The organism is Candidatus Burkholderia verschuerenii (assembly GCF_001189365.1).
Taxonomy (GTDB): Bacteria; Pseudomonadota; Gammaproteobacteria; order Burkholderiales; family Burkholderiaceae; genus Caballeronia; species Caballeronia verschuerenii.
The window spans coordinates 24422-48355 of the sequence record NZ_LFJJ01000004.1; the positions used below are offsets into that span (position 1 = coordinate 24422).

Consider the following 23934-nt stretch of genomic DNA (forward strand, 5'->3'; position numbering starts at 1 on the left):
ATTTCATGGAGTGTCGCGTGTTTTCAAGACGCATTTTCCGTCCGCTGCTCGCTTTGGCACTGATCGGCAGCGCTGGCGCCTTCAGCGCGGCTCATGCACAAGCCCCGGCGCCGAATCAAATGATCGCGCCCGACACGATGGCCGCGCGCGTGCAGGGTTGCACGGCGTGTCACGGTGTTCATGGCGAAGGCACGGACAACGACTATTTCCCGCGTCTTGCCGGCAAACCTGCCGACTATCTTTACAACCAGCTCCAGAATTTCCGTGAAGGCCGGCGCAAATACCCGCCGATGAACTACCTCGTCACGTATCTCTCGGACGACTACCTTCACCAGATCGCGACGTACTTCTCGAATCAGCGTCCGCCGTATCCGCAGCCGGCCAAGTCGAACCAGTCGGCCACGACGCTCGCGCACGGCCAGCAGATCGTGCTGCACGGCGATGCATCGAAAAACATCCCCGCGTGCGCGGCCTGTCACGGCTCGGGTCTGACCGGCATGCAGCCGGCCATTCCGGGTCTCGTGGGCCTGCATTCGGATTACATCAGCGCGCAGGTCGGCGCATGGAAGTCGGGCACGCGTCACGCGAAGGCACCCGATTGCATGCAGCAGATCGCCTCGCGCCTGACCGACGACGACGTGACCGCCGTCGCCGCGTGGCTCTCCACGCAACAAGCACCCGTCAACCCGGTGCCCGCGCCCGCTGGCTCGTTGAAGATGCCGCTGACCTGCGGCAGCGAACCGCAATAAGGCGTCTGGAGCGACAACACAATGAAACGCAAGTCCCTGTTCGCACTTTCCTCGGCTGTCGTGGTGGCAGCCGTCGCAGCCGCCGCCGTCCTCTGGTCGGGCGGCGAAAACCTGCACTCGGGCGGCGCCGTCGCGGCGACGCCGGCCGACAAGGCCGCGCTCATCAAACAAGGTGAATACCTTGCGCGCGCCGGCGACTGTATCGCCTGCCACACGGTTCGCGGCGGCAAGCAATTCGCCGGCGGCCTGCCGATGGCTACGCCCTTCGGCACGATGTTCACGCCGAACATCACGCCGGACGATCAATACGGCATCGGCAAGTGGACCTCCGACGACTTCTATCGCGCGATGCACACCGGCCGTTCGAAAGACGGTTCGCTGCTTTATCCGGGCTTCCCGTTCACGAGTTACACGAAGGTTTCGCGCGCCGATTCGGACGCGATCTACGCGTATCTGCGCTCGGTCGCGCCGGTCTCGGAACCGAGCCGTCCGCATGAACTGCGTTTCCCGTTCAACAACCGCAACCTGCTGATCGGCTGGCGCACGCTGTTCTTCTCGGAAGGCGAGTACAAGGCTGATCCGACCAAGTCGGTCGAGTGGAACCGTGGCGCGTATCTGGTCGAAGGCCTCGGCCACTGCGGCATGTGCCACACCTCGATCAACGCGATGGGCGGCCCGGTCAGCTCGGCGGCCTTCGCCGGCGGCCTGATCCCGCTGCAGAACTGGTACGCGCCGTCGCTGACGTCGAACAAGGAAGCCGGCCTGGGCGACTGGGACATCAAGGACATCAACGATCTGCTGAAGACCGGCGTGTCGCAGCGTGGCGCGGTGTTCGGCCCGATGGCCGAAGTCGTCCACAACAGCTTGCAATACATGACCGACGCGGACATCAACGCGATCTCGACGTACCTGAAGTCGATCCCGCAGAAGAAGGAAGCGCCGGAATCGATCCAGCTGGAAACGTCCGAAAAGTTCGGCGGCGAACTGCTAACGATGGGCAAGAAGGTCTACACCGAGAACTGCGCGAAGTGCCACGCGGAAAACGGTCTGGGCAAGCCGCCGGCGTATCCGCCGCTGGCGAACAACCAGTCGATCCAGATGCCGTCGGCCGTCAACCCGATCCGCATGACGCTCAACGGCGGTTATCCGCCGAGCACGGAAGGCAACCCGATGCCGCACGGCATGCCGCCGTTCGCGCAAGCGCTGTCGGACACGGAAGTGGCGGCGGTCGTGACGTACATCCGTATGTCGTGGGGCAACCACGGCACGCCGGTGTCGCCGCAGCAAGTGAGCAACCTGCGTTCGGCGCCGCTCGACTGATGACTTTCTAGTCCATCGGCGGGACAGCGTACAATACGCGTCGGGGCGCAGCCTTCAAGTCGGGGCCGCGCCCCTTGTCTTTTGTGCCGCCGCGCGCCGAAGTATTAAGTTGTCGGTTCCCGCAGCCTGTCCTGGAAGGTCGTATGCATGTCGGTGAGCGCTTCAACAGCATCAGCCATCTGATCGGCGCGGTGCTGGCCGTCGCGGGCCTGGCGGCGCTCGTCACGATGGGCGCGCTCGATCGCGATCCGTACAAGATCGTGAGCTTCGCGATATACGGCGCGATGCTCTTTCTGCTGTATCTGATTTCGACGCTGTATCATTTAGCCCGCACGCCGCGCGTCAAGGCGATCCTGCAGAAGTGCGATCATTCGGCTATCTATCTGTTGATCGCCGGCAGCTATACACCCTTTACACTGGTGACCTTGCGCGGTCCGTGGGGCTGGTCGCTCTTCGGCGTGAGCTGGGGGCTCGCGGTCTTCGGCATCGTGCAGGAACTCACGCTCGGGCGCCGAACCCGCAGCGTTTCGATGGTGCTCTACGTGTTGATGGGCTGGCTCGCGCTCGTAGCCGTCCGTCCACTCGTGGTGGCGCTGCCGCCCGCAGGCACGGCATGGCTCGTGGCGGGCGGTGTGATCTACAGCGCCGGTATCTACTTTTTCATCAACGACGAGCGCATCCGGCACGGCCACGGTATCTGGCATCTGTTCGTGCTCGCAGGCAGTCTTTGTCAGTTCGTGAGCGTCGCGCGCTACGTCGCGTGAGCTTCCTGAATTCCGACATTGCACGCGCATCGTTCATGTCGATGCAACTTACAGCCAGCCGGCGTGTCTTGATAGCGCGTCGATTCTCGCGGTGATGCCAGGCGCCTGACACGCGCCGACAATGGCCGCCGCCCGATTATTTCCGAGCGTCGCGCGTGCAGGATTGCGACCGAATCCCGATTCGCCGTCGGCATCGCTGACATGCGCACCGCTCGCCAGAACGAATACGAACATCCTTTATGTCTTTTGATTCACTCGGCCTGTCCGAACCTCTGCTTCGCGCCGTCAACGAACTGGGCTACTCGAGCCCGACTCCGATTCAGCGCCAGGCCATTCCCGCCGTGCTCAAGGGCGGCGACCTGCTCGCCGGCGCGCAGACCGGCACCGGCAAGACCGCCGGCTTCACGCTGCCCATTCTTCAACGTCTCTCGCAACTCGCGCCGGCCGCGACCGCGAAGCGCCCGGTGCGCGCCCTGATCCTCACGCCGACGCGCGAACTCGCCGCGCAGGTCGAGGAAAGCGTGCGCGCCTACGGCAAGTATCTGAAGCTGAAGTCCACCGTGATGTTCGGCGGCGTCGGCATCAATCCGCAGATCGACGCGTTGAAGCGCGGCGTGGATATCGGCGTAGCGACGCCCGGCCGGCTGCTCGATCACATGCAGCAGCGGACCATCGATCTGTCTCAGCTCGAGATTCTCGTGCTCGACGAAGCCGATCGCATGCTGGACATGGGCTTTATCCACGACATCAAGCGCGTGCTGGCCAAGCTGCCGCCGAAGCGTCAGAACCTGCTGTTTTCGGCCACCTTCTCCGATGAAATCAAGGCGCTCGCCGACGGCCTGCTCGATTCGCCCGCGCTGATCGAAGTCGCGCGCCGCAACACGACGGCGGAAACGGTCGACCAGAAAATCTATCCGGTCGATCGCGATCGCAAGCGCGAACTGCTGACGCACCTGATCCGCGCCAACAACTGGTTTCAGGTGCTCGTCTTCACGCGTACCAAGCACGGCGCGAACCGTCTTGCCGAGCAACTGACGCGCGACGGCATCAGCGCGCTCGCGATCCACGGCAACAAGAGCCAGTCGGCGCGCACGCGTGCGCTCGCGGAGTTCAAGGATCAGACGCTGCAGGTGCTGGTCGCGACCGATATCGCGGCGCGCGGCATCGATATCGATCAACTGCCGCACGTCGTCAATTTCGATCTGCCGAACGTGCCGGAAGATTACGTGCATCGGATCGGCCGCACGGGCCGCGCGGGCGCGGAAGGCGAAGCGGTGTCGCTCGTTTGCGTCGACGAACATATTCTGCTGCGCGATATCGAGCGCCTGATCAAGCGTAAAATCGTGCGCGAAGTCGTGCCGGGTTTCGAGCCCGATCCGCACGCGAAGCCCGAGCCGATCCTGCGTCGCAGCGGGCAGCAGCAACGAGGCGCGCCGCGCGAAGGCGCACCGCGTCGTGACGGCGGTCAGGGTCAAGCGCGTCGCGAAGGCGAAGGCCGCCGCGAAGGCGAATCGCGACGCGACGGCGCGCCGAAGGGACAATCGCGCGATGCGCGCGCGAGTAACGGCGCATCCGGCAACGGTCAACCGTCGCGCGATGGCCGTGGTCACAAGCCCGCCGCCGCGAAGCCGAATCACGGCGCAGGCTCGGCGCCCCGCCGCTCCGGCGACGCATCGACGGCCGGCCACGCTGCCGCGCCGCGCGGCAAGGGCGGCAATCCGGGCGCGTTGCTCGGCGGCAAGCCGCGCATCGATGGCGCGCCTGCGCGTCGCGATCGCGTGCGTTCGGAGGAACGCGGGCGCTAAGCGCCGGTTGTCGTTTTAGGCTGGAATTGTTTCGATGTCGCCCGGATCGCTCTCGCAGTGATCCGGGCGATTGTTTTTGGGCGGCAACTTCAGGCGGCAGCGCGTGCCGCCTGCCTCAGCCATTCGATCTGATCGCGCCAGCGCGCGAGCACGTCGGGCTCATCGACGAGTTCGAAACGGATGCCGCTCGTCAGCCGCGCATAGCCGACGCGTTGCGCTTCGCCGCTTTCGATCGTGCCGACGAAGCACGCGACCGGCACGCCATCCATCATCACGCGACGCGTGCTCAACTGCACCTGATAAAAGCACTCGTCCGCGACGAACGAAAGCGTCGCGCGACCGCGCTCGGCAATCGCGTGCGCGGTGCGCGAGGTCGGCCAGAGCGCGAAGCACAAGGTCCGGGCACCGGGCGCGAGCAATTCGCCGGCGCTCAGCAGCGCGGTCCGAACGCGCCCGGCATCGTCGACGCCGTGCAGCGACGCGGTGAAACCGTCCGGTGCGGCCGACAACGTGCCGTCGAAGAGCGTGCGAAGCTCAAGCGGCCATTCGTCGAATGCCGTCTGCGAGGTCGAAGCTTGGGAATCGGTCATGAACTCACGATGCCGGAGCGCGCCCCGGCATCTCCTGATCGGGAAGCAATCAGCGGAAGAACAACTGCGTCATCTTGGCCAGCGGATATTGCACGCCGGGCAGAATCTTCGCCGGCAGATCGAGCGGCTTGAGCAGCATCTTGATGCATTGATCCGCCGACAGATTGCGCCGAACGAGCGCATTGACGCGCGCGGACAGTTGGCGATTGTAGTCGGCGTCCTGCGCGCGTTCGGGATATCGAATCGCGAACACATGACGCAACGCGATTTCAGAATCTTCGCTCTTGAGTTCGGCCACGCGCCGGATCAGGGCGCCGAGCACCGCGAACCGGCCATTGCCTTCGATCTTGTTCCACTTCTTGAAAAAGTGGAAAAAGTGCTTGTAGTGGCGCACTTCGTCGGTACGGATATTGTCGGTGATCTCCTTGAGCACCGGCTCGTCCGAACACTTGTTGATGGCGCGATACAGCGTGGCCGTACCCGTTTCCACGACGCAACGCGCCACCATTTCGAGCGCGCGCTTCTTCTCGAACGCCTCGTACGAGCACGTCTTCGAATATTCGTCGAAAAAATTCTTGAAGGCCGTGTCCCAGTCGAAGGTGGGCCACACATGATTGATGTAGGTCTTGAGCGCGAACCCGTGCTGCATTTCTTCGGGCTCCCACTCATTATTCAGCCATGCCGCGATCTCGGGATCGTCTTGAAAATAAGTGCTGAGATTGCTGGTGTAAAGATCGGTGCCGCTCTCGATAAACGAGCAGGCACACAACAACAGCAAAAGATCTTCGTTCGACGCCGCCTTTTGACGATCTATTCGATTGAGATCGATGTCTTCGATGCGCCAGGGCATCACATAAGTCCGATCTGCGTGCATGTATCGCGCTCCCTTGCTGGAATGAACGCGCCATCGGCCAAAAAGGACGGCCGAGGTTCAAAGGTGAAGCCGCGTGTGGTTCGATTCCAGCTTGCCTGTCAGCTTGGTTTCCTGTCCTTGGCGGCCTGTTAGACAATCTTAGCCGTCCCGCAACGAGTTTGCAGACATCAAGGGACAGACTTCCGCCGTGCGGCGCAGTTCCGTGCCCGGCAAATCTTTACGACTCGTCCAGACGGCTATCAGGCGCAGATCAGAGCAGGAATTGTGCCGTTGCTGCGGGCGCGCGTCGGCTCGTGCTCAAGCCATGCGTTGCGCACGCTTCATTCGCCACGCGACGATGACGAGCGACAGTACCGCTGCAAGCAACACGTAATCTCGGTGCGAGCTTGTCGCCGGTGACGTGGATGAACGTCTCGACGATGGTCGGCGCAAAGCCGCCGAACAGCGTCACGCCGAGCGCATAGCCGATGGACAGACCCGTCGAGCACACGCGCGTGGGAAAGATTTCGGACATGAGCGCGGGCATCGGACCGGAATATGCCGCCTTGAGAATGCCCGCGCCGGCTTGCAGCACGACGAGCGACGCGACGGTCGGATGCGTTTGCAGCCAGGCAAACATCGGATAAATCGTGACGCCCATCACAATCGACGTGCCGAGCATGATGCGGATACGCCCGAGCCTATCGGACAGCGCGCCCATCACCGGCGAAAAGATGAATTGCAATCCGCCATTGAGCACGACCACTGCGAACGATGCCGTGGCCGGCAGATGCAACTGCTTGACCGCGTACATCGGCATGTAGAGTTGCAGCACATACACGCCCACCGTCGACTGCGCGACGATGCCGATCGCCAGCAACAAATTGATCCATTGCTTCGAGAACGACACACCCGGCTCGGCGGTTTGCGGTTTGGCGCGGTTGGCGAGAAACTCCGGCGTTTCGTCCAGATGCGAGCGGATGTAATAGCCGACCGGCCCGATCAGCAGGCCGAACACGAACGGAATGCGCCAGCCCCAGCTTTCGAGTTGCGGTTGCGGAAGCCAGGCGCTGAGAATCGAGCCGAACGCCGCCGCCATGATCGCCGCGAGCCCTTGGCTGGCGAACTGCCAGCTCGCGTAGTACCCGCGTTTCGACGCGCTGTGCTCGACCATGAAGGCCGTCGCGCTGCCGAATTCGCCGCCGACGGCAAAGCCCTGAATCAGGCGCGCGAGCAGGATCAGCAACGGCGCGGCGATGCCGATCCGCTCGTAGGTCGGCATGATCGCCATCGTCAGCGTGCCGGGCGTCATCAGAAGGATCGCGACGGTCAGCGCTGCCTTGCGGCCTTTCCTGTCGCCGTAGACGCCCAGCACGATCGCCCCGAGCGGCCGCATGAAAAACGAGATGCCGAAGGTGCCGATGGCGAGCATCGTCGACAGCCATTCGTCGTGCGACGGGAAGAACGCCCGCGCGATCATCGACGCGAAGTAGCCGTAGACGAGGAAGTCGAACCATTCGAGCGCATTACCCACCGACGACGAAAACACGATGCGACGCACCATCGCCTTCGAAAGCGGTTGCGTGTGCGTCTCGTGCGCGGCCGAGCCGTGCGAAGTGTCCATGATATCTCCTGCTTTTTTCATATCGTCGCGCGTCGCGTGCCGTTTCGCGCGGACGTGCGTCGCCCGTTCGCTTGCGCCGTGGCAGCGAACTTGACGAAGATGTTAGGTCGAAGGCGAGCGCCGGATCAGCGCTCGCCGGATCGGTCGATCGGCCTCAGAAGCCGGCTGCGAGCCCGTCGCGCCGGCTGTCGCTCGCCGCGACGTAGCCGCGATCGGGATCGTTGCGGTCGAGTTTCCAGATGTACTGGCCCGAGCCGAAATCCATATACGGGTCGTCGATCGACTTGATCGTGTGGCCAAGTCCTTCCAGCGCGCGCGCCGTTTCCGGATCGAGCGTCGACTCGACGTCGATGGTGAAATCGCGGTTGACCTTCCAGCGCGGCGCATCGCACGCAGCCTGCGGCTGCTGGCCGTAGTCGAGCATCCGCACGATGGACTGCAAATGCCCTTGCGGCTGCATGTCGCCGCCCATCACGCCGAAGCTCATGACGGCTTCCTGCTTGCCGTCGACCTGCTGCGTCAGGAACGCCGGGATGATGGTGTGGAACGGGCGCTTGCCGCCTTCGACCACGTTGGCCGACTTCGGGTCCATCGAGAAGCCGCTGCCGCGGTTCTGCAGCGAAATGCCCATGTTCGGCACGACCACGCCCGAACCGAAGCCCATGTAATTCGACTGGATGAAGCTCACCATCATGCCGCGCTCGTCCGCCACCGACATGTAGATGGTACCGCCGGCCTTCGGCATGCCGAAATCGAACTGCGTGGCCTTCGACGGATCGATCAGTTTCGCGCGCTCGGTGAGATACGCGTCGTCGAGCATCTGCTCGGGCGTCACTTCCATCGAGCGCGGATCGGTGACGTAGCGGTAGACATCCGCGAATGCGAGTTTCATCGCCTCGATTTGCAGATGCTGAGACTCGATGCGATCGACCGTCAGCGTGTCGATGTCGAACTTGTCGAGAATGCCGAGCGCGATGAGCGCGGCGATGCCCTGCCCGTTCGGCGGAATCTCGTGCACCGTATGGCCACGATAATCCTTGCTGATCGGCTCAACCCAGTCCGCGCGATAGTTGCGCAGATCGTCCAGCGTCATCGCGCCGCCGCCTTCGCGCGAATAGGCCGCGATGCGCTCCGCGATTTCGCCTTCGTAGTAAGCGCGCGGGCCGTGCTTCGCGAGCAGGCGCAAGGTGTTGGCGTGACCGGGAAAGCGCACGAGTTCGCTGACTTCGGGCGCGCGGCCGCGCGGCATGAAGGTATCCGCGAAGCCCGGCTGATCTTTCAGTTCCGGCACGGCCGCCGCCCACTTGTACGCGACGATGCTCGCCACCGCATGGCCGCGCTCCGCGATCTCGATGGCCGGTTCCATGAGGTCCGCAAACGGCAGGCTGCCGAATTTGGCATGCAACGCTTCCCAACCCGCGATGACGCCGGGCACCGTCACCGAATCCCAGCCGCGCTTCGGCTGTTGCGCAAGACCGCCTTCCTCGCCGTACTTGCGACGGAAGTAATCGACATTCCACGCCGCCGGCGAAACGCCCGACGCATTCAACCCATGCAACTTTTTGCCGTCCCACACGAGCGCGAAGGCATCGCCGCCGAGACCGCACGACACCGGTTCGCCACGGTGATGGCGGCCGCCGCGATGGCCGCATCGACTGCATTGCCGCCCTTCCAGAGCATGCGCAGGCCGGCCTGAGCCGCGAGCGGGTGAGACGTGGACACGATGTTGCGTGCGAATACGGGCAGGCGCGGTGTCGGATACGGGTTTTGCCAGTTGAAGCGAGTCATGTATGAAGTCCGGAATGCGGGTGGTCGATGCCACCTCACGATGCGAAAAGGCTTGATGAAGCTGTCAGGCAAAACCGAAAGTTTGCATTGCGAGTCAAAGCTTAAACAAATTCATTTATTGTATGAATTGATGCAACGAAGGCATGAATAAGCCGCTGCTGAGTTTGTGTGCACTGCGGTAGGAACCTCAAGTAAATTCTGCAAACCTCCGGCCACATCTACCCGCCGTCCCGCGCTCGAAAAGTCAAAGTGAAAATTTTTCTCGCGCATTTGGCACTCGTCTGACGCTTGCCTACAATCCCAATTCCCGGCATTCGCAGCACAAAAATTCTGGCGTGTGCCCGGCAGTTTTCAGTATCCCCGTACAACGTTTCGAAGCTTAAAGATCCGGCTCACAAAGCCGGTTGCTTATGCCGTTCGGTCGTCATGGAGAACACGATGCTGAGTCCGCACGAATTTGCCACGCTGCTATTGGTTCAGGAAGCTCCGAATCAGGTCGAGATGGAACGCGAGGAACTCGACGCCTTGCTGGAACACCAACTCGTACAACTCGAAAATCTCGCCTCGGGACGGCAGCAATGGCGTCTCACCGAATCCGGCGATTCCACCGTCAAGGCTTTCAAGCGCTTCTCGTAGCAAATTCCGCAGGACTCCGGACGCGGCGCTCCAGCCGCGTTACGGCTTCACCCTCTACCCTATCCCGCACGCAAGGTCGGATCGACCGACGCACGCCAGGTAAGCGCCTGCGCACGCTGATCCAGGAAGAAATTGGCCCATGCACTTTGCGCATCCGGGCCGGGACTCGCCTTGTACGCACGGTATCGCTCGGCGATCGACGCCTGGAAGCCGCAAAAGCGCTCCTTCGACACGCCGCCGCGCTTTTGCGCGACATAGGCATCGAAAAACGCCGAGTAGACCGACTGCGCGTCCGCGCCGTAGTCGACCGGCGTGCTCGCGCACATCGACTGCAAGGCATCGAAGGACGGCGCGCCTAGCGAGCCGTCGAGATTCGGCGTGCCAACGCAGGCGGCCAGCGCGACCGCGCCGAACACGCCTGAAAGAATCAGAATCCACATTCGCATTGCATTCACCTGTGGTCGATTCGAGCCGCCAGTATCGGTCGATCCCAAAGTTCGCGCCACTCGGCCGAACGGCATAGGCCGAATGGCATCTTTTCGCGGACACGATGGAATCTGCCGATTTGCCTATGCCATTCGGCCAGGTTGTCCGCGATCCTCGCCTCCGATAGATTGTTTGCACAGGCGGACGGTCATCGTCCGAGCCATGCAGCCCACGCGTCTGTCCAACCGGAGAAGACCATGCAGGATCAGTACGTCCTGGCGCTCGACCAGGGCACCACCAGTTCTCGCGCCATGCTGTTCGACAGGAACGGCAATATCGTGTCGGTCGCGCAGAAGGAGTTTCAGCAGATTTATCCGCAGGCGGGCTGGGTCGAGCACGATCCGCAGGAAATCTGGTCGACGCAAGCGGGCGTGGCCGCCGAAGCCGTCACGCGCGCGGGCTTGCGGTCGACGTCGCTGGCGGCGGTCGGCATCACCAATCAGCGCGAAACGACCATCGTCTGGGACCGCGACACCGGCAAGCCCGTTTATAACGCGATCGTCTGGCAGGACCGGCGCACCGCGTCGATGTGCGACGGGTTCAAGGCGCGCGGGCTCGAAACGCTGGTCCGCGCGAAAACCGGCTTGCCGATCGACGCGTATTTTTCCGCGACGAAGATTCGCTGGATTCTCGACAACGTGGAAGGCGCGCGCGACAAGGCCCGGCAAGGACGGCTCGCATTCGGTACGGTCGATAGCTGGCTCGTGTGGAACTTCACGCAAGGCGCCATGCATATCACCGATGTCACCAACGCATCGCGGACCATGCTGTTCGATATCCACGCGCGCCGCTGGGACGACGAACTGCTGGAAGCTTTCGAGATTCCGCGCAGCATGCTGCCGGAAGTCCGCAGCTGTTCCGAGGTGTACGGAAAGACTCAGGGCACGGTGTTCGCCGCCGACGTGTCGCTCGCGTCCATTGCGGGCGATCAGCACGCCGCGCTGTTCGGACAGATGTGCACGGACGTCGGCATGGTCAAGAACACTTACGGCACCGGCTGTTTCCTCGTGATGAACACGGGCGATGCGCCGATCGAGTCGCGCAACAATCTCGTCACGACGATCGCATGGCAGATCGGCGACCGCGTGAACTACGCGCTCGAGGGCAGCATTTTCATCGCGGGCGCGGTCGTGCAATGGCTGCGCGACGGGCTTGGTCTGATTTGCCACGCCAGCGAAGTGGAAGCGCTCGCGCGCAGTGTCCCGCACAGCGACGGCGTCTATCTCGTGCCTGCGTTCGCGGGGCTGGGCGCGCCGCACTGGAATGCGCGCGCACGCGGCACACTGTTCGGCGTGACACGCGGCACGACGTCGGGGCATATCGCCCGGGCGGCGCTCGATTCGATCGCGTATCAGTCGCTCGACGTGCTGCGCGCGATGGAAGCCGACTCCGGTCTGCGAATCGCGCAATTGCGTGTCGATGGCGGCGCGTGCGCGAACGATCTGCTGATGCAGTTTCAGGCCGACATCCTCAGCGTCGATGCGGTGCGTCCGCGCATCGCGGAGACGACTGCTCTCGGCGCGGCGTATCTCGCGGGGCTGGCGGTGGGCTACTGGAAGGACATCGAAGAATTGAAGGCGCAATGGCAACTGGAAAAGCAGTTCGCGCCGTCGATGGCCGCGCCGGAAATCGACGCATCGCTGGCCGGCTGGAAACGCGCGGTGAACGCCGCGAAGGCCTGGGCGGACGCATAGCCGTGCGCAGCCCGCACCTATCAGGACATGACGTCCCCGAATTCCCCGCGCACACCCGCTTCGACAAACGCAGGCAGCTCATCCATATGCTTCATGATTCGCGTCACGCCCATGTCGCCCAACACCTGCGCATAACCGCCGGGAATGTGGCTCGCGCCCACGAACGCGACGGTTTTCATGCCCGCCGCGCGCGCGGCCGAGAGGCCCGCGATGCTGTCCTCGATCACCAGACAGCGCGCCGGATCGACGCCGAGCGCTTTCGCCGCGAAAAGGTACACGTCGGGAAACGGCTTCGGACGCTCGACCTGCTGCGCGCTGAAAACCCGCTCGCGCACGATTTCCTCCAGCCCCGCGCGACGAACCGACGCCTGAACCCGCTCCATCCGGCTATTCGACACGACCGCGACTAGCAAGCCGCATCGTTCGAGCGCCGCACGCACGCCCGCGATCGGCCCGACGGATTGTGCAAGCTCGCGCGACACGCGCGCCTCGATCGTTTCGACGAATTTCTACGGCATGACAATGCCGAAGCGGCTCTCCAGATCGGCGAGAAAGCGCGACGTCTGCTGGCCGAAGGCGGTTTTCACGACCGGTTCGAAGTCAATGCCGGGGAAAGTCTCCGTCAGGACCTCCAGCATGACGCGGTCGACGATGACTTCGCTGTCGACGAGCACGCCGTCGCAGTCGCAGATGAGGAGATCGATCATGATGTTTCGTATGACATGGAACCGTGATGATAAGCGCTCGCGAACTCGCCGCCGCCCGAGCATCGTGGAGAGCGTGGAAAACTGACGCCGGCGCTATAATATTGGGTTCAATTACAGTAAAAAGCGGTGCGGATCGGCAGAAATACGCGCTAAAGCGCCACCGTCCGCGGCGAATCCCTCAATCTCTTTTTTACGCCCCCAGATTAACCACTGTGACCGGCGACGATTCATGACCAAGAAAGTTTATGTAAAGACCTTCGGCTGCCAGATGAACGAGTATGACTCCGACAAAATGGTCGACGTGCTCGGCGCGGCGGAAGGACTCGTCAAGACGGACACGCCCGAAGACGCGGACGTCATTCTGTTCAATACGTGCTCGGTGCGCGAAAAGGCTCAGGAGAAGGTGTTCTCCGATCTCGGCCGCGTGCGCGAATTGAAAGAAGCAAACCCGAATCTGCTGATCGGCGTCGGCGGTTGTGTCGCGAGCCAGGAAGGCGCGTCGATCGTCTCGCGCGCGCCATATGTGGATATTGTGTTCGGTCCGCAGACGCTGCATCGGCTGCCCGCAATGATCGACAAACGCCGCGCCACGGGCCGCGCGCAAGTCGACATTTCGTTTCCGGAAATCGAGAAGTTCGATCATCTGCCGCCCGCGCGCGTCGATGGTCCGAGCGCGTTCGTGTCGATCATGGAAGGCTGCTCGAAATATTGCAGCTATTGCGTCGTGCCCTACACGCGCGGCGACGAGGTTTCGCGACCGCTCGACGACGTGCTGACCGAAATCGCCGGTCTCGCCGATCAGGGCGTGCGCGAAGTCACGCTGCTCGGCCAGAACGTGAATGCGTATCGCGGCGCGCTGACTGTCGGCTCGAGCGAAATCGCCGACTTTGCGACGCTGATCGAGTACGTCGCGGAAGTGCCGAGCATCGAGCGCATTCGTTATACGACTTCGCATCCGAAGGAATTCACGCAGCGTCTGATCGACACCTACGCGAAGGTGCCGAAGCTCGTCTCGCATCTGCATTTGCCGGTGCAGCACGGCTCCGACCGCATTCTGATGGCGATGAAGCGCGGCTATACCGTGCTCGAATACAAGTCGGTGATTCGCCGTCTGCGGGCGATTCGCCCGGATCTGTCGCTGTCGACGGACTTTATCGTCGGCTTCCCCGGCGAAACCGAAGACGATTTCGACAAGATGATGGCGCTCGTTGACGAGATGAGCTACGACACCAGCTTTTCGTTCATCTACAGTCCGCGTCCCGGCACGCCCGCCGCGAATCTGCACGACGACACGCCGCGCGAAGTGAAACTCAAGCGCCTGCAACATTTGCAGGCCACCATCGAGGAAAACGTGCAGCGCATCAGCGAGTCGATGGTCGGGAAGATCGAGCGCATTCTGGTCGAACGTCCGGCGCGCAAGGATCCGAACGAGCTCGCCGGGCGCACGCAGAACAATCGCGTCGTGAATTTCCCCGCGCCGGCGGCATCGCACGCGCGGCTGATCGGTCAGATGATCGACGTGAAGATCGTCCACGCGTATCCGCATTCGCTGCGCGGCGAGTTGGTGATGACGCCGGAAACGGCATCGCCCGCGCTCAATTAAAGGACACCCGGTTCACTTTGAAGAACGCACCCACGCAGCATCTGGAGTTCACCGCCCCGCGCGAAGACAACGCGCGGCTCGCCAACCTGTGCGGCCCGCTCGACGAAAACCTGCGCCAGATCGAGCAGGCGCTCGATGTCACGTTGTCGCGTCGCGGGCACAAGATCGCGATTCGCGGCCGAGGCGCAAAAGTGGCGCTGGCCGCGCTCGAAAACTTTTACAACCGCGCGCGCGACCCCATTTCCGTCGACGATATCCAGCTCGCGCTGGTGGAAGCGCGTCACGCCACGCGCCGCGCGCGCGATGCGCGTGAAGCCAACGGCGACGAAGCGCAGGTCGATCCGCGTTTTCGCGGCGATCCGGATCATCCGTTCGACGAACCGAGCGCAACGATCGATCTCGGCGAAGACGAAGACCACGGTCCGAAGCTCTACACGCGTCGCGCCGATCTGCGTGGCCGCACGCCGGCGCAGCGCGAATATCTGAAGCAGATCGTCGCGCACGACGTGACTTTCGGCATCGGGCAGGCAGGCACGGGCAAGACCTATCTCGCGGTGGCCTGCGCGGTCGATGCGCTCGAACGCGATCAGGTCAAGCGCATTGTGCTGACGCGCCCCGCCGTCGAAGCGGGCGAGCGTCTCGGTTTCCTGCCGGGCGATCTCGCGCAGAAGGTCGATCCGTATCTGCGTCCGCTGTACGACGCGCTTTACGATCTGCTCGGTTTCGACAAGACCGCGAAAATGTTCGAGCGCCAGATGATCGAAATCGCGCCGCTCGCCTACATGCGCGGCCGCACGCTGAATCACGCGTTCATCATTCTGGACGAGGCACAGAACACCACGCCCGAACAGATGAAAATGTTTTTGACGCGTATCGGCTTCGGCTCGAAAACGGTCGTCACGGGCGATACGACGCAGGTCGACTTGCCGCGCGGCCACAAAAGCGGGCTGATCGAAGCGCAGCATGTGCTGTCGGAAGTGCGCGGCATCGCGATCACGCATTTCACCTCGGCCGACGTGGTGCGGCATCCGCTGGTCGCGCGCATTGTCGAGGCTTACGACGCGCAATCGCAGAAAGACGCGGCGCTCGCCGAAGCGTCGTCGCGGGCAGCGCAGCAATCGCAGAAGCCGGAATGAAGCATCAGCTGAATCTCTCGTTGCAGTTTCCGGCGGCGAAGGCGTATCCGTCGCACAAGGCGATCGTGTCGCGTGCGACGGTGACGCGCTGGATCAAGGCGTCGCTGTTCGCGGATGCCGAGTTGACCGTCCGCTTCGTCGACGAGGATGAAGGGCGCGCGCTAAATCGCTCGTATCGTAAGAAAGATTACGCGACCAATGTGCTGACGTTCGCCTACGCGGAGTCCGAGGACGATCCGGTAACGGGCGATCTGATCCTCTGCTGCCCGGTTGTCGAGCGCGAGGCCAACGAGCAGGGCAAGCCGCTGGAGGCGCATTACGCGCATCTGATCGTGCACGGCACGCTGCACGCGCAGGGCTACGATCACGAAATCGAAAGCGAAGCGCAAGAGATGGAATCGATAGAGACGGATATCATGCAGTCTCTGGGCTTTTCCGATCCGTATGTGCCGGTCATCGACGATTGACGCATCGGCCGGAGCCCGATTCGATCCCCTGAACGCGCCGTGAACGACAAGTTGCCCGACCCCACGCCCGTCCCCGAACCCAACGACGCCGCCGACGCCGACACGCCGCCGGTCCTGCCCTGCACCGTCTACCCGCCGACGCTCGGCGATTCCGCCCTGCTGACGGACGACGAACTCGCCGCGTCGCGCGAAACCACGCTCGCTCGCTGGGACCGGAAATCGGACCTTTGGCTGTTCGGCTATGGATCGCTGATCTGGAACCCCGGCCTGCCGACGCTCGAAGCCGTGCGCGGCAAGGTGCACGGCTATCATCGCGGGATTTGTGGTCGCGGGTGAATCGCGGCACGCCGGAGCAGCCGGGACTCGTGCTCGCGCTGGATCGCGGCGGCTCGTGCACCGGCATGGCGTTCCGGCTAGCGGGCGACGGCGCGATTCCGCATCTCGAAGTGCTCTGGCGCCGCGAAATGGCGATGGCGTCGTATCGGCCCGCGTGGCTGCCATGCACGCTCGCGGACGGCCGGCGCGTCGATGCGCTCGCCTTCGTGATGCGGCGCGACGCGACGTCCTATACCGGCAAGCTGGCCGATCCCATCGTACGGACCGTGCTTGGCTGCGCGAGCGGGCGTTATGGCACCACGCTGAATTACGTCAGCCGAACGGTCGAGGCGCTGCGCGAGAGCGGCATGCCGGATCGGGCGCTGGAAGGCTTGCTCAGGCGATGCCGGGCGCAGGCCGCGAATGAATAAGCCCTCTGCCGTTCGGCCAATGCGCCGAGCCGGACACACTTCTCGCATATTTTTGGGCTAACGTACTTTCTCGACGATGCATAACAGCCCGCGAACTTCGCATATTGAGAAGTTCGCGTTTTGCGAATATGATCAGCTCTGGTCGGGGTGACACCATGAATAAGGCGCGATCGGTCAGGAAAGAACGGCAGGATGCGGGTGATTTCCAGAAAGGTGCTCGAGGCGTTTATTGAACAGCACCCCGCTGCGAGAAGTTCTCTTGTGACCTGGTATAGATTGGCGAGTCAGTGTCAGGCGGACGACCTGAGCGGTCTAAAAAAGACTTTCGGTTCGGTCGATTACGTCCCGCCGCAGTACTACGTCTTCGATTCCGGCGGCAACCATTTTCGTGTCATAGCCGCCATCCATTTCAACCGTCAAATGCTGTTCGTCCGACACGTATTCACGCACAGCGAGTATGACCACTGGACCCGAGCGAATCGACGCAAATGAAAGCTTCTAGCCATTCGGGCGATGTTTCCGAGTTCGCGAAGACCTGGTCGACGCTGCAAGATCAGGTGTTCCTGAAACCGATCCGCAGCGAGGACGACTATCGCAAGATGGTGGCGCTCGCGAACGAACTCGCCGATCACATCGAGGATGAGGAAAGCTCGCTCGCCGACCTGTTCGGCGTCGTCACCGATCTCATCGAAGTCTGGGAGTCGCATCATCCGGATTTGCCGAAGGCCGAGCCGAAAGACGTACTGCGCTATCTGCTCGACGCCCACGACCTGAAGCAGAAAGATCTCGCCGATATCGCCTCGCCCGCGCTCATCAGCGATATCCTCGCCGGCCGCCGCGCGATCAGCAAAGGCGTGGCGAAGGCGCTGGCCGAGCGCTTCGGCACCGATATCGGCGCGTTCATGTAATTGCAACGCATCGTGCTCCGATCAACCCCATCACCAGTCGATCCATGCGCGCCTCCCCACGCAGCCCGCATTTTGCCTTGGTGTATGCTTAACTTTCCGTCAAAACGCGCCCGGGAAATGCCGGGCGCTCCGCTATGAACGAACCCTATCCCAGTCGACGCCATTCCGAGAAACCCACCGAAAAGCGTTCGCTTCTCGAACGTCTGACCGATTTCATCTCGCACGAACCCGAATCGCGCGACGAACTGCTCGAAGTGCTGCAGGACGCCCACGAGCGCAATCTGCTCGACGCCGATTCGCTTTCGATGATCGAAGGCGTCTTCCAGGTGTCCGACCTTTGCGCGCGCGACATCATGATCCCGCGCGCGCAGATGGACGCCATCAACATCGCCGACACGCCGGCCGAGTTCATCCCTTTCGTGCTGGAAAAGGCGCACTCGCGCTATCCCGTGTACGAGGGCAATCGCGACAACATCATCGGCGTGCTGCTCGCGAAGGACCTGCTGCGCTATTACGCCGAAGAAGAATTCGACGTGTGCGGCATGCTGCGCCCGGCCGTGTTCATCCCCGAGTCCAAGCGGCTCAATGTGCTGCTGCACGACTTCCGCGTGAATCGCAATCACATCGCGATCGTCGTCGACGAGTACGGCGGCGTCGCGGGCCTGATCACGATCGAGGACGTGCTGGAGCAGATCGTCGGCGATATCGAGGACGAATACGACTTCGACGAAGAAGCCGGCAATATCATCGCGACGCCGGACGGCAAGTATCGGGTGCGCGCGCTGACGGGCATCGAACAGTTCAACGAACAATTCGGCACCGATTTCTCCGACAAGGAAGTCGATACCATCGGCGGACTCGTCACGCATCGCTTCGGACGCGTGCCGCATCGCGGCGAGAAAGTGCGTATCGACGATTTCGTGTTCGAAATCCTGCGTGGCGATGCGCGGCAAATTCATGTCCTGCTGGTGCGGCGCGCGCCGAATCTGCTGCAGCAGCAACATCATCGTATCGACGGTGACGACGAGGACGAACTGCGCGACTGACGCGCCGCACGCCCACGCCAGTACGACGGTGAAGCGCGCCCGCGTTTCACCGCATCGCAAGCCATCGCCGTGGACGCCGCCAATCCAGCGTCACTCGATCGCTTTATCCTTTCACTCCTCCCCTTCCCCGCCGACTGCCTGACCAATGGCCGATTCATCGTCTCTTTCCCGTCAACGCGACGTTTCCGCGACGTCCGCCTCGCCGCGCGCGCTGCCGTTCTGGCATTACCTCGTCGCGGCCGTGCTCGGCGCCGCGAACACGTTCTCTTTCGCGCCGACGCCGCACGGCGGCTGGCTCGAACTCGTGATCTTCACGCTGTTTTTTGCGTGGCTGTCGCGCACGCGCGGCTGGGCGAGCGCCGCCGCGACCGGCTGGGCATTCGGCTTCGGCAACTTCGTGACGGGCGTGTGGTGGCTCTACGTCAGCATGCACGATTACGGCGGGATGGCCGCGCCGCTCGCCGCCGCCGCGGTCGCGCTGTTCTCGCTCTATCTGGCGATCTATCCGGCACTCGCGAGCGCGGTGTGGTCGCTGGTCGCGGGCCGCGCGCGCTTCGGCGACGAAGACGCCGCCACCGCGCGCGATATCGACGCCGCGCCGCGCTTCGCGCCGACCTGGCACGGCGCGTTCGCCTTCGCGAGCGCGTGGGCGCTCGGCGAGTGGTTGCGTGGACTCGTCTTCACCGGCTTTCCGTGGCTCGCGAGCGGCTATGCGCAAGTCGACGGCCCGTTGTCCGGTTTCGGCTCGGTGGTCGGCGTGTACGGCGTCGCGTGGGTGCTCGCGCTGGTCGCGGCACTCATCGTGCAGGCTGTGTCCACGCGCGCGTTGATTCCGGCGGCGAAGGCGGTCGTGGTCGTCGTCGCGGGCATGCTGCTCTCGCTCGTGCAATGGACCACGCCCGCCAACGCGCCGCTCACCGTGCGGCTGCTGCAGGGAAATGTGAAGCAGGAGATGAAGTTCGAGCAGGCGGGAATCGATGAATCGCTGGCGCTGTACAAGCGGCTGATCACCGAAAAGCCGGCCGATCTGATCGTCACGCCCGAAACCGCGTTGCCCGTGCTGTCGGTGCAAGTGCCGCGCGATTTTGCCAAAGCGATGCGCGAGTTTTCCGATCGCACCGGTTCGTCGATCCTGTTCGGCGCGGTCGGCGTGACGCTGCTGCCGGACGGCCGCGCCGCCGATTACACCAACAGCCTGTTCGGCATGACGCCGGGCATCGCGGATATTTATCGCTACGACAAGCATCATCTGGTGCCGTTCGGCGAGTTCGTGCCGACGGGCTTCCACTGGTTCGTGCGGATGATGGGCATTCCGCTCGGCGATCTCTCGCGCGGCCCGATCGCGCAGAAGGCGTTCTTCGTGAAGAACCAGCCGATCGCCGTCGACATCTGCTACGAGGACATCTTCGGCGAGGAGATCGCGCGCACGATCCGCGATCAGGAAACGCCCGCCGGCATTCTGGTCAACTCGACGAATCTCGCGTGGTTCGGCAATACGATCGCGCTCGATCAACACTTGCAGATCGCGCGGATGCGCTCCATCGAAACCGGCCGTCCGATGCTGCGCGCCACCAACACCGGCATGACGGCGGTGATCGCGGCGAACGGCGATGTCGTGTCGAAGCTGCCGACCTTTACGACCGGATCGCTCGAAGCGCGCGTGCAGGGGACGTCGGGCAGGACGCCTTATGTGACGAGCGGGAATATGACGGTGATCGCGGTGTCGTTGTTGTTGCTGGCGTTCGGGTTTGCGTTTGCGCCAAGGCGGAAGCGGTAGTTTGCCAGGGAGAGCTAATTAGAAAGACAGGCAACATCGCGAAGGGTATTGCCTAACACGATTGGCTCTTCGTGGCCGCCCATTTCCGCAACTCATCCACGACGCGCTCTATCACCTCGCCCCAATTCCCCGGCACGCGCTGCCGGAACAACCGCGCCGACGGATACCACGGCGAGTCGTCGCGATCGCGAAGCCAGCGCCAACATCCGTCATGGCGCGACAAAATCCAAACGGGCATGTTCATCGCGCCAGCGAGATGCGCCGTCGACGTGTCGACGCTGATCACGAGATCGAGCGATGCAATGATAGCGGCCTTATCGGCGAAGTCGGTCACGTCTGGCATCGGATCGAACGGCCGCATGGCAGCCGGCAGTTCGGCGAGTTGCACGTTGGCCGCGTCACCCTTCTGCAAGCTGATGAACGTAATGCCGGGAATCGACAGTAGCGGCAAGAAGTCGACAGCGCGCATCGAACGGAGTCGATCCACTTCATTCAGTTGGGGCGACGATGCACGCGGATCGCCCGCCCACACCAGACCGACCTTCGGCGCACTCTCCGGAAGACGCCGTGGCCAGATCGCGACATCGCCCGGCAGCGGCGCAAGATACGGCATCGAGGAAGGAATCGAGTCGAACGTCGTTCCGAAGCAAAGCGGAAGACTCAAGGAGCAACACCAGTAGTCATGCGGCGCGATGCCGTCGTTCATGTCGACACACTGATCGACGCCCGACATGTTCGAGAACAGCCGAATCAGCGGACGCCAACAGACCAGCGTCACGCGTGCCGCGCCCCGCGCCTTGAGCAACGGAAAGTAGCGGCTGAACTGGATACCATCGCCCAGGCCCTGCTCGACGATCACGACAATTCGCTTGCCCTGCAACGACTCGCCCTGCCATTGCGGATACGTCAACTCCGGCAGTCGAATATCCTGATATGGCAACGTTGGATCGAGCCGCGATTCGTGAAGCTGCCAGCCTTCTTCACAGCGTCCCTGGCTCAGCAGCAACAAGGCCAGATGGAATCGCGCGTTGGCGTGGCGCCCGTCCGACGCGAGCGCCCGACGATACATCGCCTCGCTTTCCTCGAGCCTGTCTTGCGCCGACAGCACATTCGCCAGATTGCACAATAACGACGCTTCACCGGGCCGCAGCGCCACGGCCGCTCTCAATGCCGATTCCGCTTCGACCGGTCGAATCATCCTGAGCAACAGATTGCCAAGGTTGTTGTGTGCCTCGACGATTTCGGAATTGAGTGCAACCGCGTTTTTGTATGCCTCGATTGCGCCATCGAACGCATCTTGCCGCTCCAGCGCAAAACCCAATTTGAAACGGAGCCAGCCCAGATCGGGATGACGCTTCATAGCATCACGGCATGTTTGCTCGACGCGCCCCCATCGCGCAACTCTCCCGCGATTTCGATGAGTTTCCAGAGCGCCGTCTCGTCCTCCGGACGCAGACGAACGACATGCTCGTAGCACACCAGCGCATCGGCGGACGTTCCAGCGCCTCGAGCGCCTTGCCGCGATGCCGATGTGCATCGGCGTGATCGCCGGACAGTTCGATCGTCCGCGCCAGTTCGGCTTCTGCTTCCGCCCAGCGTTCCTGTCGCACGTACAGCAAGGACAGGTTGAATCGCGCTTCGACGGAGCTCGGCTGAATCTCGATTGCCCGGCGATACGCCGTCTGCGCTTCCTCATATTCGTTCAGGCGCGTAAGCAGATTGCCGAGGTTGCTCGGAATGCCGGCGTCGTACGGACGGGCGATCATGGCACGATGCCATAGCGCCCGCGCTTCATGAGGTCGATCGAGCTTGAGCGCGCAAATTGCAGCCAGATTCAGCACATCGGCGTGAGCGTCCGGCGCGTTTAAATCGGGCGCAAGCTCGGACAAGGCATGTTCGAACCGGCCCTCATGATAATGAGCGACCGCAGCGCTATAGCGGACTTGTGCAGCTTGCATGATTCGATGAATCCATCGCGACGGAAAGAACGTCGCGCATTCTGTCATCGGAAGCATACTCCGATCGTCAAAATGCATGGACGGCCCGATCCCGAACCACGCCCACCCCGCCAGCCGCCTCTCCCCGCGCCATACGCTAGAATGAGGGGTTTCAGCACCTCCGCCCTGCCTCGGAGCCGCGTCCGTCATCGCTCGAGAAGACACACGCGCTCCGGTCCGCATTCAAGGCCATCATGCTTACTTTCCAGCAAATCATTCTGACGCTGCAGTCCTACTGGAACGAAAAGGGCTGTGCCCTCCTCCAGCCGATCGACATGGAAGTCGGCGCGGGCACTTCGCACGTCCACACGTTCCTGCGCGCAATCGGTCCCGAGCCGTGGCGCGCCGCCTATGTCCAGCCGTCGCGCCGCCCGAAGGACGGCCGTTACGGCGAGAACCCGAACCGTCTGCAGCATTACTACCAGTATCAGGTCGTGCTCAAGCCCGCGCCTGAGAACATCCTCGATCTGTATCTCGGCTCGCTCGAAGCGCTCGGCTTCGACCTGAAGCAGAACGACGTGCGCTTCGTCGAAGACGACTGGGAAAATCCGACGCTCGGCGCGTGGGGTCTCGGCTGGGAAGTGTGGCTGAACGGCATGGAAGTGACGCAGTTCACGTACTTCCAGCAGGCGGGCGGTCTCGACTGCAAACCGGTGCTCGGCGAAATCACCTACGGTCTCGAACGTCTCGCGATGTATCTGCAAAAGGTCGAGAACGTCTACGACCTGATCTGGACCGAGTGGGAAGAAAACGGCCCGAACGGCAAGGTGCTGCGCCGGCTGACCTATGGCGACGTCTATCACCAGAACGAAGTCGAACAGTCGACATACAACTTCGAACACGCCAACGTCGATCTGCTCTTCACCTTCTTCAAGAGCTACGAAGAAGAAGCGAAGAAGATGATCGACGCGAAGCTCGCGCTGCCCGCCTACGAACTCGTGCTCAAGGCCGGCCACACGTTCAATCTGCTCGATGCGCGCGGCGCGATCTCCGTGACGGAGCGTGCGGCGTATATCGGCCGCATTCGCACGTTGTCGCGGCTCGTCGCGCAGACTTACTACGAATCGCGCGAAGCGCTCGGCTTCCCGATGCTCGGCAATCCGGTCAAGGGCGATCGCGATCTCGTCACCGCTCAGGAAGAAGCCGCGCGTCCCGCATGGGCGCCGCCGCTCAAGCCGGAAAGCACGCCGCCCGGCGAACGCAGCAACAACGAACAGGTTTGACGAGGCCCGATAGAA

Annotated in this window: 20 protein-coding genes and 4 pseudogenes; 15 read left to right on the top strand and 9 right to left on the bottom strand. The window is 62.7% G+C overall.

What is annotated here, in order from left to right:
* Positions 1–5: 5 nt before the first annotated feature.
* The 3 genes from BVER_RS01975 (at position 6) to trhA (ending at position 2833) form a co-directional block, all read left to right on the top strand.
* The gene (locus tag BVER_RS01975; RefSeq protein WP_050451865.1) at positions 6–749 is read left to right on the top strand and encodes a c-type cytochrome; all 744 of its coding nucleotides are present in this window, start codon (positions 6–8) and stop codon (positions 747–749) included.
* Positions 750–770: 21 nt separating this feature from the next.
* Positions 771–2069, top strand: coding sequence for a c-type cytochrome (locus BVER_RS01980; RefSeq protein ID WP_050451866.1), 1299 nt, complete (start codon positions 771–773; stop codon positions 2067–2069).
* Positions 2070–2212: 143 nt separating this feature from the next.
* Positions 2213–2833 (top strand): PAQR family membrane homeostasis protein TrhA, encoded by a 621-nt coding sequence (trhA, locus tag BVER_RS01985; protein WP_050451867.1) that lies wholly within the window; start codon positions 2213–2215, stop codon positions 2831–2833.
* A 48-nt stretch (positions 2834–2881) separates the two neighbouring features.
* On the opposite strand, the gene BVER_RS01990 is transcribed toward trhA, so the two are convergent.
* The gene (locus BVER_RS01990; protein ID WP_050451868.1) at positions 2882–3067 is read right to left on the bottom strand and encodes a hypothetical protein; all 186 of its coding nucleotides are present in this window, start codon (positions 3065–3067) and stop codon (positions 2882–2884) included.
* Between the two features lie 5 nt (positions 3068–3072).
* Here BVER_RS01990 and BVER_RS01995 point away from each other — a divergent pair, with 5 nt between their 5' ends.
* Positions 3073–4638, top strand: coding sequence for a DEAD/DEAH box helicase (locus BVER_RS01995; RefSeq protein WP_050451869.1), 1566 nt, complete (start codon positions 3073–3075; stop codon positions 4636–4638).
* An 89-nt stretch (positions 4639–4727) separates the two neighbouring features.
* Here the strand turns inward: BVER_RS01995 and BVER_RS02000 are convergent, their stop codons facing one another.
* The 4 genes and pseudogenes from BVER_RS02000 to BVER_RS02015 form a co-directional block, all read right to left on the bottom strand.
* Entirely contained in the window at positions 4728–5228 is a 501-nt protein-coding gene (locus tag BVER_RS02000) for a hypothetical protein (RefSeq protein WP_050451870.1), read from the bottom strand.
* Between the two features lie 49 nt (positions 5229–5277).
* On the bottom strand, positions 5278–6102 hold the full coding sequence (locus BVER_RS02005) for a ferritin-like domain-containing protein (protein WP_050451871.1): 825 nt from the start codon (positions 6100–6102) through the stop codon (positions 5278–5280).
* A 297-nt stretch (positions 6103–6399) separates the two neighbouring features.
* Positions 6400–7705: pseudogene (locus tag BVER_RS02010) on the bottom strand (MFS transporter).
* A 154-nt stretch (positions 7706–7859) separates the two neighbouring features.
* Positions 7860–9493 (bottom strand): annotated as a pseudogene (locus BVER_RS02015) (gamma-glutamyltransferase family protein).
* 438 nt (positions 9494–9931) lie between these two features.
* Here BVER_RS02015 and BVER_RS02020 point away from each other — a divergent pair.
* Complete coding sequence (locus BVER_RS02020; RefSeq protein ID WP_050451908.1) at positions 9932–10129, top strand: hypothetical protein; 198 nt, start codon at positions 9932–9934, stop codon at positions 10127–10129.
* A gap of 59 nt (positions 10130–10188) precedes the next feature.
* On the opposite strand, the gene BVER_RS02025 is transcribed toward BVER_RS02020, so the two are convergent.
* Entirely contained in the window at positions 10189–10575 is a 387-nt protein-coding gene (locus BVER_RS02025; RefSeq protein WP_370444167.1) for a hypothetical protein, read from the bottom strand.
* A gap of 237 nt (positions 10576–10812) precedes the next feature.
* Here BVER_RS02025 and glpK point away from each other — a divergent pair, with 237 nt between their 5' ends.
* Positions 10813–12309, top strand: coding sequence for a glycerol kinase GlpK (gene glpK, locus BVER_RS02030; protein ID WP_050451873.1), 1497 nt, complete (start codon positions 10813–10815; stop codon positions 12307–12309).
* 20 nt (positions 12310–12329) lie between these two features.
* On the opposite strand, the pseudogene BVER_RS02035 reads toward glpK, so the two are convergent.
* Positions 12330–13016 (bottom strand): annotated as a pseudogene (locus BVER_RS02035) (HAD family hydrolase).
* Between the two features lie 229 nt (positions 13017–13245).
* Between BVER_RS02035 and miaB the strand changes: the two are divergent.
* From miaB to lnt, 8 genes and pseudogenes are all read left to right on the top strand, one after another.
* Positions 13246–14619, top strand: a complete 1374-nt coding sequence (gene miaB / locus BVER_RS02040; RefSeq protein WP_050451874.1) for a tRNA (N6-isopentenyl adenosine(37)-C2)-methylthiotransferase MiaB — start codon at positions 13246–13248, stop codon at positions 14617–14619.
* Between the two features lie 17 nt (positions 14620–14636).
* Positions 14637–15755, top strand: coding sequence for a PhoH family protein (locus tag BVER_RS02045; RefSeq protein WP_050451875.1), 1119 nt, complete (start codon positions 14637–14639; stop codon positions 15753–15755).
* Positions 15752–16222: an rRNA maturation RNase YbeY gene (gene ybeY, locus BVER_RS02050; protein ID WP_050451876.1), complete on the top strand. Its 471-nt coding sequence runs from the start codon at positions 15752–15754 to the stop codon at positions 16220–16222. Before BVER_RS02045 ends, ybeY begins: the two co-directional genes overlap by 4 nt.
* A 114-nt stretch (positions 16223–16336) precedes the next feature.
* Positions 16337–16968, top strand: a pseudogene (locus tag BVER_RS02055) (gamma-glutamylcyclotransferase).
* 192 nt (positions 16969–17160) lie between these two features.
* Positions 17161–17460 (top strand): type II toxin-antitoxin system HigB family toxin, encoded by a 300-nt coding sequence (locus tag BVER_RS02060; RefSeq protein ID WP_050451877.1) that lies wholly within the window; start codon positions 17161–17163, stop codon positions 17458–17460.
* Entirely contained in the window at positions 17457–17876 is a 420-nt protein-coding gene (locus BVER_RS02065; RefSeq protein WP_050451878.1) for a helix-turn-helix domain-containing protein, read from the top strand. The genes BVER_RS02060 and BVER_RS02065 overlap by 4 nt, the downstream gene beginning before the upstream one ends.
* 134 nt (positions 17877–18010) lie before the next feature.
* Entirely contained in the window at positions 18011–18922 is a 912-nt protein-coding gene (locus BVER_RS02070; RefSeq protein ID WP_050451879.1) for a CorC family transporter, read from the top strand.
* Between the two features lie 145 nt (positions 18923–19067).
* On the top strand, positions 19068–20699 hold the full coding sequence (lnt, locus tag BVER_RS02075) for an apolipoprotein N-acyltransferase (RefSeq protein WP_050451880.1): 1632 nt from the start codon (positions 19068–19070) through the stop codon (positions 20697–20699).
* A 52-nt stretch (positions 20700–20751) separates the two neighbouring features.
* Here lnt and BVER_RS02080 read toward each other — a convergent pair whose 3' ends face one another.
* Together BVER_RS02080 and BVER_RS32215 are read right to left on the bottom strand one after the other, a co-directional pair.
* Positions 20752–22059 (bottom strand): tetratricopeptide repeat-containing glycosyltransferase family protein, encoded by a 1308-nt coding sequence (locus BVER_RS02080; RefSeq protein ID WP_050451881.1) that lies wholly within the window; start codon positions 22057–22059, stop codon positions 20752–20754.
* Between the two features lie 4 nt (positions 22060–22063).
* The gene (locus BVER_RS32215; RefSeq protein WP_198155119.1) at positions 22064–22588 is read right to left on the bottom strand and encodes a tetratricopeptide repeat protein; all 525 of its coding nucleotides are present in this window, start codon (positions 22586–22588) and stop codon (positions 22064–22066) included.
* A 302-nt stretch (positions 22589–22890) separates the two neighbouring features.
* Here BVER_RS32215 and glyQ point away from each other — a divergent pair, with 302 nt between their 5' ends.
* On the top strand, positions 22891–23919 hold the full coding sequence (glyQ, locus tag BVER_RS02090; RefSeq protein ID WP_083452007.1) for a glycine--tRNA ligase subunit alpha: 1029 nt from the start codon (positions 22891–22893) through the stop codon (positions 23917–23919).
* The last annotated feature ends 15 nt before the right edge of the window (positions 23920–23934 follow it).